The sequence below is a fragment of the Bradyrhizobium sp. JYMT SZCCT0428 genome (assembly GCF_018131075.1).
Lineage (GTDB): Bacteria > Pseudomonadota > Alphaproteobacteria > Rhizobiales > Xanthobacteraceae > Bradyrhizobium.
In genome coordinates this window covers 158,424-172,477 of record NZ_JAFCLS010000011.1, presented here as the reverse complement: position 1 = coordinate 172,477, position 14,054 = coordinate 158,424, and the positions used below count along the sequence as shown (strand labels likewise).

Annotated in this window: 14 protein-coding genes; 6 read left to right on the top strand and 8 right to left on the bottom strand. The window is 60.8% G+C overall.

Going from position 1 to position 14,054, the window contains the following annotated elements; translation table 11 throughout:
- Window positions 1-115 precede the first annotated feature (115 nt).
- The 6 genes from JQ575_RS13835 to fixL form a co-directional block, all read right to left on the bottom strand.
- Entirely contained in the window at window positions 116-964 is an 849-nt protein-coding gene (locus JQ575_RS13835; protein WP_212033734.1) for a LysE family translocator, read from the bottom strand.
- A 12-nt stretch (window positions 965-976) separates the two neighbouring features.
- Window positions 977-1,234: a hypothetical protein gene (locus JQ575_RS13830; protein WP_212033733.1), complete on the bottom strand. Its 258-nt coding sequence runs from the start codon at window positions 1,232-1,234 to the stop codon at window positions 977-979.
- A gap of 69 nt (window positions 1,235-1,303) precedes the next feature.
- Complete coding sequence (locus JQ575_RS13825) at window positions 1,304-1,999, bottom strand: helix-turn-helix domain-containing protein (protein WP_212033732.1); 696 nt, start codon at window positions 1,997-1,999, stop codon at window positions 1,304-1,306.
- 120 nt (window positions 2,000-2,119) lie between these two features.
- Window positions 2,120-2,554 carry a response regulator gene (locus tag JQ575_RS13820; protein ID WP_212033731.1) on the bottom strand — a complete coding sequence of 145 codons (435 nt, stop codon included), beginning with the start codon at window positions 2,552-2,554 and terminating at the stop codon, window positions 2,120-2,122.
- 43 nt (window positions 2,555-2,597) lie between these two features.
- Complete coding sequence (gene fixJ / locus JQ575_RS13815) at window positions 2,598-3,221, bottom strand: response regulator FixJ (protein ID WP_212033730.1); 624 nt, start codon at window positions 3,219-3,221, stop codon at window positions 2,598-2,600.
- Window positions 3,205-4,746 (bottom strand): sensor protein FixL, encoded by a 1,542-nt coding sequence (fixL, locus tag JQ575_RS13810; protein ID WP_212033729.1) that lies wholly within the window; start codon window positions 4,744-4,746, stop codon window positions 3,205-3,207. The genes fixJ and fixL overlap by 17 nt, the downstream gene beginning before the upstream one ends.
- 271 nt (window positions 4,747-5,017) lie before the next feature.
- On the opposite strand from fixL, the gene JQ575_RS13805 reads away from it, so the two are divergent.
- Together JQ575_RS13805 and JQ575_RS13800 are read left to right on the top strand one after the other, a co-directional pair.
- On the top strand, window positions 5,018-5,845 hold the full coding sequence (locus JQ575_RS13805; protein ID WP_212033728.1) for a universal stress protein: 828 nt from the start codon (window positions 5,018-5,020) through the stop codon (window positions 5,843-5,845).
- Window positions 5,846-5,872: 27 nt separating this feature from the next.
- Complete coding sequence (locus JQ575_RS13800) at window positions 5,873-6,301, top strand: HPP family protein (RefSeq protein WP_212033727.1); 429 nt, start codon at window positions 5,873-5,875, stop codon at window positions 6,299-6,301.
- A 21-nt stretch (window positions 6,302-6,322) separates the two neighbouring features.
- Here JQ575_RS13800 and JQ575_RS13795 read toward each other — a convergent pair whose 3' ends face one another.
- Window positions 6,323-7,081 (bottom strand): CBS domain-containing protein, encoded by a 759-nt coding sequence (locus JQ575_RS13795; RefSeq protein WP_212033726.1) that lies wholly within the window; start codon window positions 7,079-7,081, stop codon window positions 6,323-6,325.
- A gap of 273 nt (window positions 7,082-7,354) precedes the next feature.
- On the opposite strand from JQ575_RS13795, the gene JQ575_RS13790 reads away from it, so the two are divergent.
- Both JQ575_RS13790 and JQ575_RS13785 read left to right on the top strand, forming a co-directional pair.
- On the top strand, window positions 7,355-8,191 hold the full coding sequence (locus JQ575_RS13790; protein ID WP_212033725.1) for a universal stress protein: 837 nt from the start codon (window positions 7,355-7,357) through the stop codon (window positions 8,189-8,191).
- Window positions 8,192-8,308: 117 nt separating this feature from the next.
- Window positions 8,309-8,680 carry a hypothetical protein gene (locus JQ575_RS13785; protein ID WP_249166641.1) on the top strand — a complete coding sequence of 124 codons (372 nt, stop codon included), beginning with the start codon at window positions 8,309-8,311 and terminating at the stop codon, window positions 8,678-8,680.
- Window positions 8,681-8,734: 54 nt separating this feature from the next.
- On the opposite strand, the gene JQ575_RS13780 is transcribed toward JQ575_RS13785, so the two are convergent.
- The gene (locus JQ575_RS13780) at window positions 8,735-8,941 is read right to left on the bottom strand and encodes a DUF2892 domain-containing protein (RefSeq protein ID WP_212033724.1); all 207 of its coding nucleotides are present in this window, start codon (window positions 8,939-8,941) and stop codon (window positions 8,735-8,737) included.
- A gap of 225 nt (window positions 8,942-9,166) precedes the next feature.
- On the opposite strand from JQ575_RS13780, the gene JQ575_RS13775 reads away from it, so the two are divergent.
- Together JQ575_RS13775 and JQ575_RS13770 are read left to right on the top strand one after the other, a co-directional pair.
- Window positions 9,167-11,860 (top strand): bifunctional acetate--CoA ligase family protein/GNAT family N-acetyltransferase, encoded by a 2,694-nt coding sequence (locus JQ575_RS13775; protein WP_212033723.1) that lies wholly within the window; start codon window positions 9,167-9,169, stop codon window positions 11,858-11,860.
- 465 nt (window positions 11,861-12,325) lie between these two features.
- Window positions 12,326-13,840 (top strand): hypothetical protein, encoded by a 1,515-nt coding sequence (locus JQ575_RS13770; RefSeq protein WP_249166640.1) that lies wholly within the window; start codon window positions 12,326-12,328, stop codon window positions 13,838-13,840.
- The last annotated feature ends 214 nt before the right edge of the window (window positions 13,841-14,054 follow it).

The window sequence follows — 14,054 nt, the reverse complement described above, 5'->3', positions numbered from 1 at the left end:
CACACGCGCCAGTGTGTGGGATGAATCAACACGGGCTGGTCGGCCCAGACATTGAACCACACGGCATGGCGCTTTCGGCAGGGAAAAGCCCAGGGGCGCACGCCGCCCTTGTCGATCACTCCGAGCTGGAGGTCGCAGTCTTCAGGCGCGATGGATATGGGGAGCCACTGATGGGATGAAGTACGGGTCTCGGACATGCCGACTGGTATGCAAAGCCGGCGGCGAAGTCGTATTGATCTCGGTCAAATTTCGCCAATAGCAACCTGAACGAATGAGTCGCGCGCATGTTTAGCGGCACCGAAATGGCCGACCGGCCGCCGCTCACGAACAGCCACACTGCCACGAGAAAGAGAACGGCTGCGAAAATATTGCCGGCCGTTTGGCGCCGTCGCGGGGCCGCGAAAAAAGTCTGCAGCCCACCCGCCAGCAACACGATCAGCCCATGCACGAAAGTGGCGACGGCGACATAGATGGAAACCAGGGTCGCAAGTTCACGCACCGAAGGCGCAGGGCCGCTGATGAATTCCGGAACGACGGCGATGAAGAACAGCGCGGCCTTCGGATTGAGTAGGTTGGTGATGAACCCGCGGCGGAATTGCACGAAGATAGACTGGTTTACCCGAGCGGCCGCGACCGGTAGCCGCGCTTCTCTCCAGCTGTCATACGCCAGCCAGCAAAGATACAACGCCCCCGCCCAGCGAAGGGATTCGTAAACGACAGGGTTGTTGAGGATCAACGATCCGCCGCCAAGCCCGACCACAATGCCGAGCAGGGCCAGTCCCAGCGCGACGCCAAGGACGGCGGAGAAGCCGGCGAGGCGGCCCCGGCTCGCGCCCAGCACGGCGAGGTAGGCCATGTTCGGTCCCGGCGTCATTTCGATGATGAGGGAGGTCAGAACAAAAGCGATGAGCGGTGATTGGAATGCCACAGAATAACCGGCGGCAAGTTCCAGGAAACGGTCCATGTCATGGCGTTGTCAGGAGGCGCGGCTCCAGGTCTGTTTGCAGGGAGCGAACGTTTGGTTCGGTAGATGTTCGAGTTCATCATGACCGCTCAGATGCACTACCTCGATGCAGTCGGCATTGAGACGTTCATTGTCGACCAGACGTTCGGCCAGCACCACCGCCTGCGACGGGCTGTCCGATTCGACGTCGATCTGGCTCTGCAGGCACTTGAAACCATGGCCGTCCGAATTGAGGAGATCTTTGTAGAAGGAGACGCGATAGCTGTTCATTGTAGACTCCCGTTCTACTGTACAATGCGCATTGTTGCGCGGCCGGTCCGTAAGCAGGCAGATAGCCGCTCACGCGTCCATGTCAGCCAGACGCTGGCGGTTACGGAGTACGATCTGGCGGGCACTGGAAAACACCAGTACGCCCTGGTCGTTGAGCTGCGAAAGCGCGCGCGACACGGTTTCCAGCGTAATGCCGAGATAATCGCCGATATCGCGGCGGCACATCGGCAGCGCCATCATACCAGCCTTGGCGAGCCGGCGGTCCATTTCCAGGAGGAACGTGGCAACTTTTTCCATCGCGGTCTTGCGGCCGAGCAGCAGCATATGATCTTCCGCGTGCCTGAGATCGCCTGCGGTCATGGTCCAGAGATTATGGGCCACCCTGACATTCGATCCGGCTGCCGCCTCCAGGCTGCGCCGTTTCACCAGGCGGACGGTGGTATCGGAGATCGCTTCGGCCGTCAGGCGATGGGAGGTGCCGGGATCGAGGCCGAACACGTCGCCGGCCAGATGGAACGCGCCGATCTGGCGGCGTCCGTCGCTCAACAGCTTGTAGGTACGAACCGCCCCTTGGATCACCTGATAGACATACTCGGAAGGCTCGCCTTCGCCGTAGATTTCCTCGTCCTTGCCGTAGGTAAATTCGGTGGCGATGATGCCCGAACAGCTGGCGATGATGCTGAACTGATCGGCCGACGAGGGGACTGGGGCGCGCGGGGCGTTGAGAACCGTGGTTGCCGGGGCGGTGATCGTCTGGGTGTGCATGTCGCCATCTCCTATGTGGATGGCTTTGTGTACCGAGGATATTTGTTCCCCGATATTTCGGTTGATATCCTAAGGGGGTCTTCTTACGGGGTTTTACGGGGGCGCATTTCGCCTGATTATTCAGGGCTGTCCGGTCGCGGCGCCTGAGTTGACGGCGTTTTGCACGCATTCCACCAAGTTCTCCTCGAGATTGGGCTTCAGGAGGACCTGGAGCACCCCTGCCGAGTTCGCCTTCATAGCGATGGTTTCGTCCGGATAGCCCGTAATCAGAATGATCGGTGTGCTGACGTCGAGACCGCGCAGCCGGTGCGCCAGCTCCAGCCCATCGATTCCCGCCATCTTGTAGTCCACAACGAGGCAATCCGCGGCTTGCCGGGTCGAAGACCCCAACAATGCGGAGCCGCTGCGGAATGTGCGGACATCGAAGCCCTCCGTCTCCAGGAGAAATCGCAACGACCGAAGGACGTCGTAGTCGTCGTCGACGACGTAGATCAGCGATTTTCTGGGCGGCGGGCCGATCTCGGAGCGGCCGGATGTGTGACGGGCATCTATCATGGGTGCAGGATAGCCAACTCACCCATGCCCATATTGACGTGGCTCAATCCTCGATGATCCCGGCCCGGATCGCAAATCTGACCAGTTCCGAAAGGTTACCGGCCTGCATCTTGGTCATGACGTTGGCCCGATAAACCTCCACCGTACGCGGGCTGATGTCGTATTCTCTCGCGATCACCTTGTTCGATTGGCCGCTCACCAGTCCCTTCATCACCTGTCGCTCCCGTTGGGTGAGGGAGGCGACCCGCGCGGCCATGTCGGCCGTGAGCGCCTCGCTCTTCGTGCCGCCTTCATTCTGCGAGAGGGCGGTCTCGATCATGCCGATCAGCCGGTCATCCTCGAATGGCTTTTCCAGGAAGTCGAGCGCGCCAAGCTTCATGGCTTCGACGGCAAGGGGGACGTCGCCATGCCCGGTCATGACGATGACCGGAAGCTTCCGGGCGCCGGTGACTGAATTCAGCTGACGCAGCAATTCCATGCCGTCCATGCCCGGCATCCTAATATCCGTGACCACGCATCCGCTCTCCAGCTTCGGCAGCTCGGTCAGAAAAACCTGCGCAGAAGCGAACAGGCGCACGCTGAAGCCGGCCGACCCCAGCAGGAAATCCAGCGAGTCGCGCATCGCTGGATCGTCATCGATGACAAAGACTTTACCGTTCTGCGACATCGGTCACATCCTTGGCAGATCCGGCGGGCAGGGTGAAACGGAACGTCGCGCCACCGGATGGATTTGTCTCGGCCCACATCCGGCCGCCATGGGTTTCGATGATGGTCCGGCTGATCGAAAGGCCGACGCCCATGCCGGCCTCCTTGGTCGTGAAGAATGGCTGAAACAGGTTCTCATGAGTATCGGCGCCAAATCCATGGCCGGTATCCGACACGGCAATTTCAATCATATCATCGGCTGCCTTGGCATTCGTGACGATCAACTCGCGATGGGTCGAACTGGCCATCGCTTCCAGCGCATTGCGGAAAAGGTTGACGAGGACCTGCTGGATCTGGACCCTGTCGGCAAGTACCAGGTCGCACGCCGGATTGAGCTTGAAGCGCAGTATGAGCCCTTGTTCGCGAGCCCCAGTGAGCCCGAGTGCGCCGGCTTCCTCGATCAGCTTCGATAGACTTTCGACGTGCTTCTCCGACGCTTCTCGTGCGACAAAATTGCGTAATCGTCTGATAATGTCGCCGGCGCGGATGGCCTGTTCGGCCGCGCGATCGAGCGCGGCCTCGATCTTCGGCGCGTTGACGTCGGTACTATCAGCGAGCAAGCGGCGTGATCCCTTCATGTAATTGCTGATGGCCGAAAGCGGCTGATTGAGTTCGTGGGCCAGTGCGGATGCCATTTCCCCCATCGCGCTGAGTCGCGATACGTGAACGAGTTCGGATTGCAGGTCCTGCAATCGTGCCTGGGTCTGTTGCTGCTCGGTGAGGTCGCGCACAAAACCCGTAAAGTAGGGCTGGCCGCTCGATTGCATCTCGCCGATCGTGAGATGCATCGGAAATGTGGTGCCGTCCTTGCGCCTCCCGGTCACGATGCGGCCGATGCCGATGATGCGCCGCTCGCCCGTCTTCAGATAGCGGGCGAGGTAACCGTCATGGCGACTGCGATCCGGCTCCGGCATTAATTCGCTGATATTTTTCCCGATCGCTTCCGGTTCGGTGTAACCAAACTGCCGTTCGGCGGCACTTGAGAAAAACTGGATGATGCCATGCTCGTCAATCACGATCATGGCGTCCGGGACCGTGTTCAGAATTGAGCGAAATATCCGCTCGCGTGCCCTCAACTCATCCTCGAGGCGCTTCTCATGATCGATGTCGATCATGACGCCGCTGAGCCGGGCAGGACCGCCATCGGGGCCGGTTACGATGGCGCCGAGCGCCCGCACCCAATGACCTGCATCCGAATGCCGATGCACGCGGTATTGAACGTCGAAATTGCACCCGGTATCGATCGACTGCTGCATGGCCTTCGCGGTGTGATCGCGATCCTGCAAGTCGAGCAGCGAAAGAAAGACGTCGTAATCGATCGGTGTGTCCGGCGAGACGCCGAAAAGCTTCCGCGTGGTGTTGGACCAGGTCAACTCCCGGGTGGAAAATTCAAAATCCCAAGTGCCGACGCCGGATCCTTCGACCCCGCTGCGCACGTTCTGGTCGAGCGGATTCTGACTGCGAAAGGGTCGGTCGACGTCAATCATGCTCCGCCTGTGAGCCTTTCCATGCACGCCAGAAGTCGTGTCCGATCATTGTGAGCGCGGCGGGGTTATCACTAGCGCTTATCTTATTGAGAGAAAAGACAATATCCATGAATTTGTATTGTGCCAGGTATCGCATATTTCGGATTTTCCCGTAACTGCGAAAAGTGTCCCGTCTTGATCTAGGTCAGGTTCGATCCGGAATCGCCTCCTAAGGTGCCGCTCTGCGGGCAGGCCGCCCATACGGCATTTCGACCCAAGGCTGGAGCAGGATATGGACTACAAAACCGTCATGGTCAGTCTGGCGTTGGACCGGCCCAATGGTGCCTGTCTCGCGGTGGCGGGGGATCTCGCCGAGCGATTTGGAGCGCGAGTGATCGGCATTGCCGCTTCGGACGTCAAGCCGCCATTGTATTTTGCCGACGGCGACTACGCGCAGAAACTCCTCGATGACGAGGCCACGGCCGTTCGAGGGCGGTTGTCCGAGCTTGAGGCGGAATTCCGCACTGCCGTCGAGAAACGCACCAAGTCGGTGGAGTGGCGTTCTGGCCAGACGCTGCCGGTGCCCTACGTGTTGCAGCAGGCCAGGACCGCTGATGTTCTAGTGGTTGGCGCGCGCAGCGAGACCATCGTGGATCCATGCGCCGCCGCGGATCCCGGTGATCTCGTGATGCAGGCGGGCCGTCCCCTCATCGTCGTGCCACCTGCAGTCGAATGGTTCGATTTCAGAAGCGTGCTGGTGGCCTGGAAGGATGTGCGGGAAGCCCGCAGGGCCGTATTCGACGCGCTGCCGATCCTTGCTGCGGCAAAGGACGTCACCATCGTGGAAATTGCCGAGCAGGGCACCCGTCGCGCAGATGCCTTGTCGCACGTTGCGGACGTGGCGTCGTGGCTGCACGGCCACGGCATCGTGGCGAGCACCTTTGTTCCGGAATCAGCAGCCGAGATACCCGAACAGCTTGACAGGATCGCCGCTGATGTCGGTGCCGGTCCGGTGGTCGCGGGCGCTTATGGTCACTCGCGGCTCCGTGAATGGATACTCGGTGGCGTCACGCGTCATCTGGCGAGCGAGTCCGGTCGCTGTGCCTTTCTGTCCCGCTAGGACGTCCATCCATGACAGGGAACCGCCGTGCATAAATTCCTCGAGGCCACCGCCGGACAGTACATGACGCGCGCGGTGCAGACCGTCACGCGCGATACGACCATGCGTGAGTTCAAGAACCTGGTTGACGACGCGGATTTCAATACGTTTCCGGTCCGCGAAGGCGGTGACGTCGTCGGCCTGGTGACCAAGTTCGACTTTCTGAAGTGTTTCGCTTTTAACCCCGGCCGGATGGTTCCCGGCTATGACGAACTGCTGTCGCGGACGGTCGCAGACGTCATGACGCCGGAATTCATCTATGTCGATCCGGCGACCCAGCTGACGCGCGTGCTGCAGTTGATGGTGGATCATCGGATACGAAGCATCCCCGTTTTGGATGCCGGGCAGCGGTTGGTGGGAATCATTGCGCGTGAGGACGTCATGCGGGCGCTGGCGGCCAGCACCGCGCACGGGTAGCGGCCGCGCGAAAGTCTCCCCTCAACGCATCATTGCATCAATCGGCCGGACCAGTTGGTCTTTTGCCGAATCGGCATCGTCCGGCGATTCCAGATACATCCCGGATATGGGCTCAACCCAGCACAGATGGTCGTGGACCTTCTTTACGCCGGCAACGTTCTCCGCAACGACAATGGCCGCCTGCCGCGACTTCTCCTCAGTGATGAGTCCGTTGAGATGAACGGTGCCATCGCGCACCACAACGTTGACGCCGAATGGACACCAGTCCTTCTTCTCGAGCATATTGAGGATGCGGCCGCGAATATGATCGTCGTCAGCAGTCGGATCGGGGATTTCGCGGGCAAGGCTTGCTACCGCCTGCAGTAAATTGGCGCGCGACACGATCCCGACGAGCGTGTCTCCGCGCATCACCGGCAGCCGCTTGACGTGATTTTCTTCCATCAGGAGCACGATTTTCTCGAGCGGTGTATCCTCGGTGATGGTAATCGGATCCCTGGTCATCACTTCAGAAATCTTGCGGCCGTTTTCGTGAACGAAGTCGGCCGCTGCTGCGCCATCGCCTGTCAGGAATTTGAGCCACCGGCTGCGCTTGCGCTGCGTGCCTATTTCGCTGCGGCGAAGAAAATCACCTTCCGAGACGATACCGACGAGTTTGCCGGCAGTATCGACCACTGGAAGTCCGCTGACATGCCGCCGCAGCATGATACTCGCGGCTTCGAGGATGGTGGCCTCCGGTGTGACGGAAATGACGGATCTGGTCATGATCTGATGGGCGCGCATGCGACAGGCTCCTGTTCAATTCTGTGAAGGTGCGTTGCGGACTGGCGCGCCGCAATGGTCAGGCTCAAGTTAGCGATGCGCGGACCGCGCCTCTTTGACGGAGATCAAACTTTCGCCATGTAACGGCGATTGCGATCTCAAGCGTTTCGCCGCCGGCCAGCGCGTGCTGACATCGTCCGAGTTTGATGTGCATCAACTTCAGTCGCCATCTGTCGATTATTCTCAAAACTACAACGAGACGCGGGCCGAGCCCCGAAGGTTTGGGAGAGCGAGATGTTCAGGAATATTATGGTTCATATTCCCTCCGAGCGGCCTGTCAGGCCGGTGATTGACGTGGCCGTCGCGCTAACACTGGCGCGCCGTGCGCATCTCGACGCGGTCGCCATCGGCTATGAATCGATGGGTGCCGTCGGGATGATGGTCGGTGGTGTAGGTGCAGCGGTTGCCGCCATGGTGGGAGCTGAACAGGAACGGGCGATGGAGAGGGCTAACGCCGCGATCTCCGTGTTCGAAGTCGAAGCCAAGCTTGCCGAAATTCCTTATCGCACGAGGGCTCTTGCGGCAATCCCGGCCGAAGCGGGCGAGACAATCAGCGCCCTGGCGCGGCTTTACGATCTCAGCGTCGTGCTGCAGCCGGAATCCTCATTTTCCAGCTATGACAACGCCATCCCGCAAGAGATCCTGTTCAATTCCGGCGGGCCCATGCTGATGGTTCCCTACATCCATAAGGGGCCGATCGACACGCAGCACGTCGGGATCGCCTGGGATGGCAGTCGGCTGGCCGCCCGGGCGGTGCGCGACGCGATGCCGTTTCTGACCGCCGCGAAGGCCGTGACCGTGATTGCTGTCAACCGGCAAGATGCGGGCGAGGTATCTTCGGATCAGCTTGTCCGCCATCTCGCGAGGCGCGGCATCCGGGCTCGCGTCCAGCGGCTGACCGCTGATCGTGGCATTGTGCATGGCTCCATTCTGTCGATCGCGGCCGAGAGCAATATCGGCCTGCTGGTGATGGGCGGGTTCGGCCATTCACGATTGCAGGAGCGAATTCTCGGTGGAGTCACGCGAGGCATATTCGAGTCGATGACCGTGCCGGTGCTGATGTCGCATTGAGCACGCGACGCTGCCTGGCGGGTGAACGTAACCGTCCGGGTGGACACAGTTGATTTAGCTCAAAGTCATGCTCGTCGCAGCGCGGTAGCGTTTCGTAAGGTGAGATAGGAGATTGTGATGCCAGAACATTCTGAAGCGGTTGCAGTGACTGCCGTTGAGAAAGCGCCGACCGAGACCCAAACGCAGGTGGCAACGGCCAATGAGCGTGCCGCCACCTTCGTGGTCGGTGCCCAGAAGTTGATGCTCGAAGAGTTGATATTCGCAGGTACTTCGTTCGTTGAACGGGCACGAACCGAAATGCACCTGTGCTCGGAGTTCGTCTCGAAGGTGGCCGGGGCGCATTCTATCAAAGACATCGGAGGGATGTACGAGGAATGTAGCAAGCATCAGCTCGATTTCATCCGCCGCGATTGCGATCGAATGTTCAGGCACGGCGAGCGGCTGATCGAGGCGACGTCGAACCTGTTCAAGAGCCGTCCGCTGAACTGATCGGCGATCGGCCCTCGGCACGATGTAAAGTGCTGAATAGCCCAGCCTTGCCAACTACTGACGAACGCTGCAGCTCGAATAGCCGAAGATGGTGTAGAGCGGGCAGCTCTTGAAGAACGCCGTAACGAGCGGCACCAGACCAATCAGTCCGGCCCAATGCCATCCCTGAATCGAGAGGCCGTCCTGGAACGCGTAGGCGACCAGAGCCAGTCCGACCACAATCCGCACATATTGATCAATCGTTCCCACATTTACCGGCATGGAGCTTCTCCTTCTGGTGCATGAACACTGCTAAGGGTCGCACGCGATGCCGGAATGAGCCTTGATCTGCCTCAACCATGAATTTGCGGTCGGAAGTAAGTAACGCGGGCCGGATTTGTCATCGGGCCGAGATCGTGCCGGGCCACAATGCCGCATCAAGGCCTCATTGCACGACAATCGTGCGTGGGGTCATAAAGGGCCGGCACCGGCCGGATATCGAGATCGATGTCGACCTATCGCCTGAAAAATCTACTGGCACCCCGTTCGGTCGCGCTCGTCGGCGCCAGTCCGCGCCAGGGCTCGGTCGGCCGGGCCATTCTCAACAATATCGGCAAAGCCAGCTTCAACGGCGAATTCGGACTGGTGAATCCGCGCTATTCCGAGATCGACGGCGTCGCCACGGTCGGCAGGCTTTCCAAATTGTCCTTTGTGCCGGAACTGGTCGTATTGACGGCGCCGGCGAAATCGATCGCCGGCCTGATCGACGAGGCGGGCCGCCGCGGCACGGCGGGCGCGGTGATTGTCAGCGCCGGGCTCGGCCATGGTCCGGGATCGCTGGCGGAAGAAGCCGAACACGCAGCGCAAAAATACGGGATGCGGCTGATTGGCCCGAATTGCCTGGGCATCATGATGCCTTGCGTCAATCTCAATGCGAGCTTTTCTGCGCACATGCCGGGCAAGGGAAGCCTTGCGCTGATCTCGCAGTCCGGCGCCATCGCAGCGGGCATGGTGGACTGGGCGGCGCAGCGCGCGGTGGGTTTTTCCGGGATCGTGTCGATCGGCGACCAACTCGACGTCGATATCGCCGATCTCCTTGATTACTTCGCGTTGGACGACAAGACGCAAGCCATTCTGCTCTATATCGAAGCGATCAAGGATGCCCGGAAATTCATGTCGGCGGCGCGCGCTGCCGCGAGGATCAAGCCGGTCGTCGTCGTCAAATCCGGCCGCATGGCGCAGGGCGCCAGGGCCGCCGCGACCCATACGGGGGCGCTGGCAGGCTCGGACGCGGTTTACGACGCCGCGTTTCAGCGCGCTGGCGTGCTGCGGGTATCTGACCTGCGCGAGCTGTTTGACTGCGCCGAGACGCTGGGCCGCCTCAAATCGCCGCCGGGCAAGCGGCTGGCGATCCTGACCAATGGTGGTGGCATCGGCGTGCTCGCCGTCGACCGGCTGGCTGAACTCGGTGGCATTCCCGCCGCCATTGCACCTGAGATCCGCGCGAAGCTGGATGCGGTGCTGCCGCCGACATGGTCGGGTTCAAACCCCGTCGACATCATTGGCGATGCCGACCCCGCGCGTTACGCGGCGGCGCTCGAAGTGTTGCTGGCCGATCCCGGCAATGACGCCATTCTGGTGATGAACGTCCAGACCGCGATCGCACGCGCCGACGAGATCGCCGCGACCGTAACCGGCGTAATCCAGAAGTATCTGGCGCAACAGCGCATGTCACCCAAGCCGGTACTCGCGGCCTGGATCGGCGCGGATCAAAAGATCGGCGATATCCTGAGCGGCGCCGGGATTCCGAACTATCCGACCGAAGACGACGCCGTGCGCGGCTTCATGCATCTGGTGCGGCACCGCGAGGTGGTAGAGGCCTTGGCGCAGGTCCCGCCGGCGATGCCCACTTCGTTTGCGCCCGATACCGAGGTCTCCCGCCGGATCGTCGCCGACGCGCTGGCCGACGGCCGCCGTTGGCTCGATCCGATCGAAATCAAGCGGCTGTTTGACGCCTATGACATCGCAATGGTGCCAACCTATGCCGCCGCCGACGCAGAGGAAGCGGTCGCTCACGCCAGGGCGATTTTCGCGCAAGGCTCGACCGTCGTGCTCAAGATCATGTCGCGCGACATCGTGCACAAATCCGATGTCGGCGGCGTCGTGCTCAATCTCACCAGTGTCGAGGCGGTCCGTGCGGCGACGTCGGACATTCTGGCGCGGGCGAAGGCGTTGCGGCCCGAGGCGCGGATATCCGGCGTGATGGTGCAGGCAATGGTGCTGCGGCCGAAGGCGCGCGAGCTCATTCTCGGCCTCGCCGACGATCCGACCTTCGGCACCGTCGTGGTGTTCGGCCGCGGCGGCACGGCGGTCGAGATCATCAACGACAAGGCGCTGGCGCTTCCGCCGCTGGACCTGCAACTGGCGCGCAGCCTGATCGAGCGCACCCGGGTCTCCCGGGTGCTGCGCGCCTATCGTGACGTGCCGGCAGTAAAGGAAGATGTCGTCGCGATGGTGCTGGTCAAGCTGGCGCAGATGGCCGCGGATATTCCCGAGATCCGCGAACTGGACATCAATCCGCTGCTGGCCGACCAGGCCGGCGTGCTTGCGGTCGATGCGCGCGTCGCGCTCGGGCGGGTGGAACGGAAATTCCGCGGCTCCGGGCCGGCCAACTTCGCCGTGCGGCCCTATCCGTCGCAATGGCAGCGGCACCTCGGGGTGAAGGATGGCTGGCGGGTGTTTGTCCGCCCGATCCGCCCCGAGGATGAGCCGCTGATCCACGGGTTCCTGCGCCATGTCACCAGCCACGATCTGCGGCTGCGTTTCTTCGCGCCGATGAAGGAATTTTCCCACGAGTTCATCGCGCGGCTGACCCAGCTCGACTATGCGCGCGCGATGGCCTTTGTCGCCTTCGACGAGGTCACCAATGAACTGCTCGGCGTCGTCAGGATTCACTCCGATTCGATCTATGAGAGCGGCGAATACGCGATCCTGCTGCGATCCGACCTCAAGGGCAGGGGCCTCGGCTGGGTCCTGATGCAGTTGATCATCGAATATGCCAGGTCCGAAGGTCTCAAGGCGATCTCCGGCGATGTGCTGACCGAAAACACCGTCATGCTGGCGATGTGCCGCAGCCTCGGATTCGAAGTAAAATCGGACCCAACCGAGCACGATATCTGCAACGTCAAGCTTGCACTCTAGCCTGAGATCGGGACGCTCTCATCCGTTAGTGCCCGCGCCGCAGCTACGAATGACGATCTCGTGCGCGGCGTCGTCCGCGGTGGCCTCGATGCGCCTTGTTCAGGTCCAGGACGAGTTTCGATACTTCAATATGCCAGTCGAGTCTGACCACGGCTTCCGGTACCAACCGGCCGCGATGGGAGCTGCCGAGTAGCGTCGGCGTGGCGGAGTCACCACGTTCAATGCGCGTGTTGAGAAGGGCGCTGCCTTCAATCGCCGCTTCTTCAATAACCCGATGCTTTGGGAGAGCCGTTGTGCGATCCTCTGCCAGCGGGATTTCAACGTCACCAGTTCTTAGTCTCCGCGATAGGGTTTGGCGGCAAACATCGTCGGTGTTGGTTTTCGAGGAGGTACGCAAGTTTGGGGGGCCGATTCTTGCGCTCGCTCGGGCCGTGAGTCGCACCGGTCGGCAAGGAACTCAACTTCATGAGCCAGTTCAGGGAGACGCCGTCGGTGAGTCGGACAGCCCGGGAATCAATGATCGAGCGTGCGAGGGCTTGGTTGCCGAGCCTCCTACGGCCAATTTTCGGCTTTCGGCGCACCTACCTACCGTTGCTGATGGTCTATTTCGCCTACGGCGCATTAGGGATAGTCGACGTAAGCCGAGACATGTGGGTCAAGGAGCGGCTGTCCCTTAGCGCGGCGGACCTCGCCGGAATCGGCGTTTGGTTAAGCCTGCCATGGACGGTGAAAATGGTGTTCGGCCAACTCGTCGACAGCGTTCCGATCTTCGGTTCACAACGGCGGTCCTACATCCTAATCGGAACCGCATTTACGGCCTCCGGAATGCTCACGCTGGCCGGAGCGGCCGGTCGATGGATCACGTTCAGTACCACTGATCACCTCTACATTCTCGGCGCCATGCTCATCGTCGCGGGGACCGTAATTCAGGATGTCGTAGCGGATGCGATGTCAACCGAAGTCGTATCCCGCGTCGACTCGACGGGAAATGCTCGTCCGGAGGGCGAGATTCGAGCCGAGTTGGGCATGGTTCAGGTTCTCGGCCGCCTGGCACTGGGCATTGGAATTCTTTCAGTGGCCGGGCTCTCCGGATGGCTCGCTGAGGCGCTCGCCCGTGAGACCGTATTTCTGCTAGGCCTCATCATTCCTGCCATCTCCGCAATAAGCGTGCTGTTGATTCGCTGGGAATCGAACGAGCGGCGGCCGATCGACTGGCGCATTCTCGGCGGCGGCATTGGCTTTGGAGCCGTTGTCCTTGCGATCGCCCTTGGCGGTTTGCCATTTGGTCAAGAGTTGGTCTTCATTCTTTCGATGATGGTAATCTGCGCGATGCTCTTCTTCGTCACCCGCGAACTCGACGCGAAGACACAGCGCTCGATTCTGTTCGCAAGCATCATCATCTTCGCTTTCCGCGCCACGCCATCCGCCGGAGACGGTTATTTTTGGTGGACGCTCGACGTGCTGAAGTTCGACGAGGCTTTCTATGGCAATCTTCGCCAGACAGCCGCCATCATCGCCATTGTTGCGATGTGGACATTCAGCAAGCAATTGACGGAATACTCCGTTACCAAGGTACTATTTTGGCTGGCCGTCGCCGGAGCAACCTTGTCGCTGCCCAATATAGGCTTGTTCTTTGGCCTTCACCAATGGACAGAGGCGAAACTTGGGTTTGGCGCGCGCAGCATCGCTGTAATTGACGCGGCTGCTGCCTCACCCTTCGCGCAGCTCAGTATGATCCCGCTACTCACTCTGATCGCATTTTACGCGCCGGCGGGCCATCGTGCGACTTGGTTCGCCCTCATGGCGTCGCTGATGAATTTGGCACTTGTCGCAGGCCAACTGCAGACTAAGTATCTCAACCAAATCTTCGTCGTGCAGCGTGGCGACTACTCAGAGCTGGGCCCGCTGTTGATTACAGCAGCGGTGCTTGGTTTCGTCCTTCCGATCGGCGCCATCTTCTTCTTCGGTCGTCGTACGTGATTAATTCCATTGTCGTCGGCGCGGGTTCGCTCTGCGTGACAGCAGCGCGACTACGGTCAAGCGGTAGCGTCCCGGCGGATCAAGTCGGTCCGGGACGCATAGAACGCGGTTGGAAGGGCTGTGGCTGGACCGCGCCAGAACGTCCGGTCCTCGCTGATGTGCCGGGACTGCTCGGTGCAGACTGTACTCGATCGCTTGTGAGTCCGTGCGAAAG

Coding starts and splice junctions, on each gene's coding strand:
- fixJ (WP_212033730.1), bottom strand. CDS start 3,221: ATGTCGCAGAACGGTAAAGTCTTTGTCATCGATGACGATCCAGCGATG.
- JQ575_RS13805 (WP_212033728.1), top strand. CDS start 5,018: ATGGACTACAAAACCGTCATGGTCAGTCTGGCGTTGGACCGGCCCAAT.
- JQ575_RS13825 (WP_212033732.1), bottom strand. CDS start 1,999: ATGCACACCCAGACGATCACCGCCCCGGCAACCACGGTTCTCAACGCC.
- JQ575_RS13835 (WP_212033734.1), bottom strand. CDS start 964: ATGGACCGTTTCCTGGAACTTGCCGCCGGTTATTCTGTGGCATTCCAA.
- JQ575_RS13775 (WP_212033723.1), top strand. CDS start 9,167: ATGTCGACCTATCGCCTGAAAAATCTACTGGCACCCCGTTCGGTCGCG.
- JQ575_RS13820 (WP_212033731.1), bottom strand. CDS start 2,554: ATGATAGATGCCCGTCACACATCCGGCCGCTCCGAGATCGGCCCGCCG.
- JQ575_RS13785 (WP_249166641.1), top strand. CDS start 8,309: ATGCCAGAACATTCTGAAGCGGTTGCAGTGACTGCCGTTGAGAAAGCG.
- JQ575_RS13790 (WP_212033725.1), top strand. CDS start 7,355: ATGTTCAGGAATATTATGGTTCATATTCCCTCCGAGCGGCCTGTCAGG.
- fixL (WP_212033729.1), bottom strand. CDS start 4,746: ATGATTGACGTCGACCGACCCTTTCGCAGTCAGAATCCGCTCGACCAG.
- JQ575_RS13830 (WP_212033733.1), bottom strand. CDS start 1,234: ATGAACAGCTATCGCGTCTCCTTCTACAAAGATCTCCTCAATTCGGAC.
- JQ575_RS13770 (WP_249166640.1), top strand. CDS start 12,326: ATGAGCCAGTTCAGGGAGACGCCGTCGGTGAGTCGGACAGCCCGGGAA.
- JQ575_RS13780 (WP_212033724.1), bottom strand. CDS start 8,941: ATGCCGGTAAATGTGGGAACGATTGATCAATATGTGCGGATTGTGGTC.
- JQ575_RS13795 (WP_212033726.1), bottom strand. CDS start 7,081: ATGCGCGCCCATCAGATCATGACCAGATCCGTCATTTCCGTCACACCG.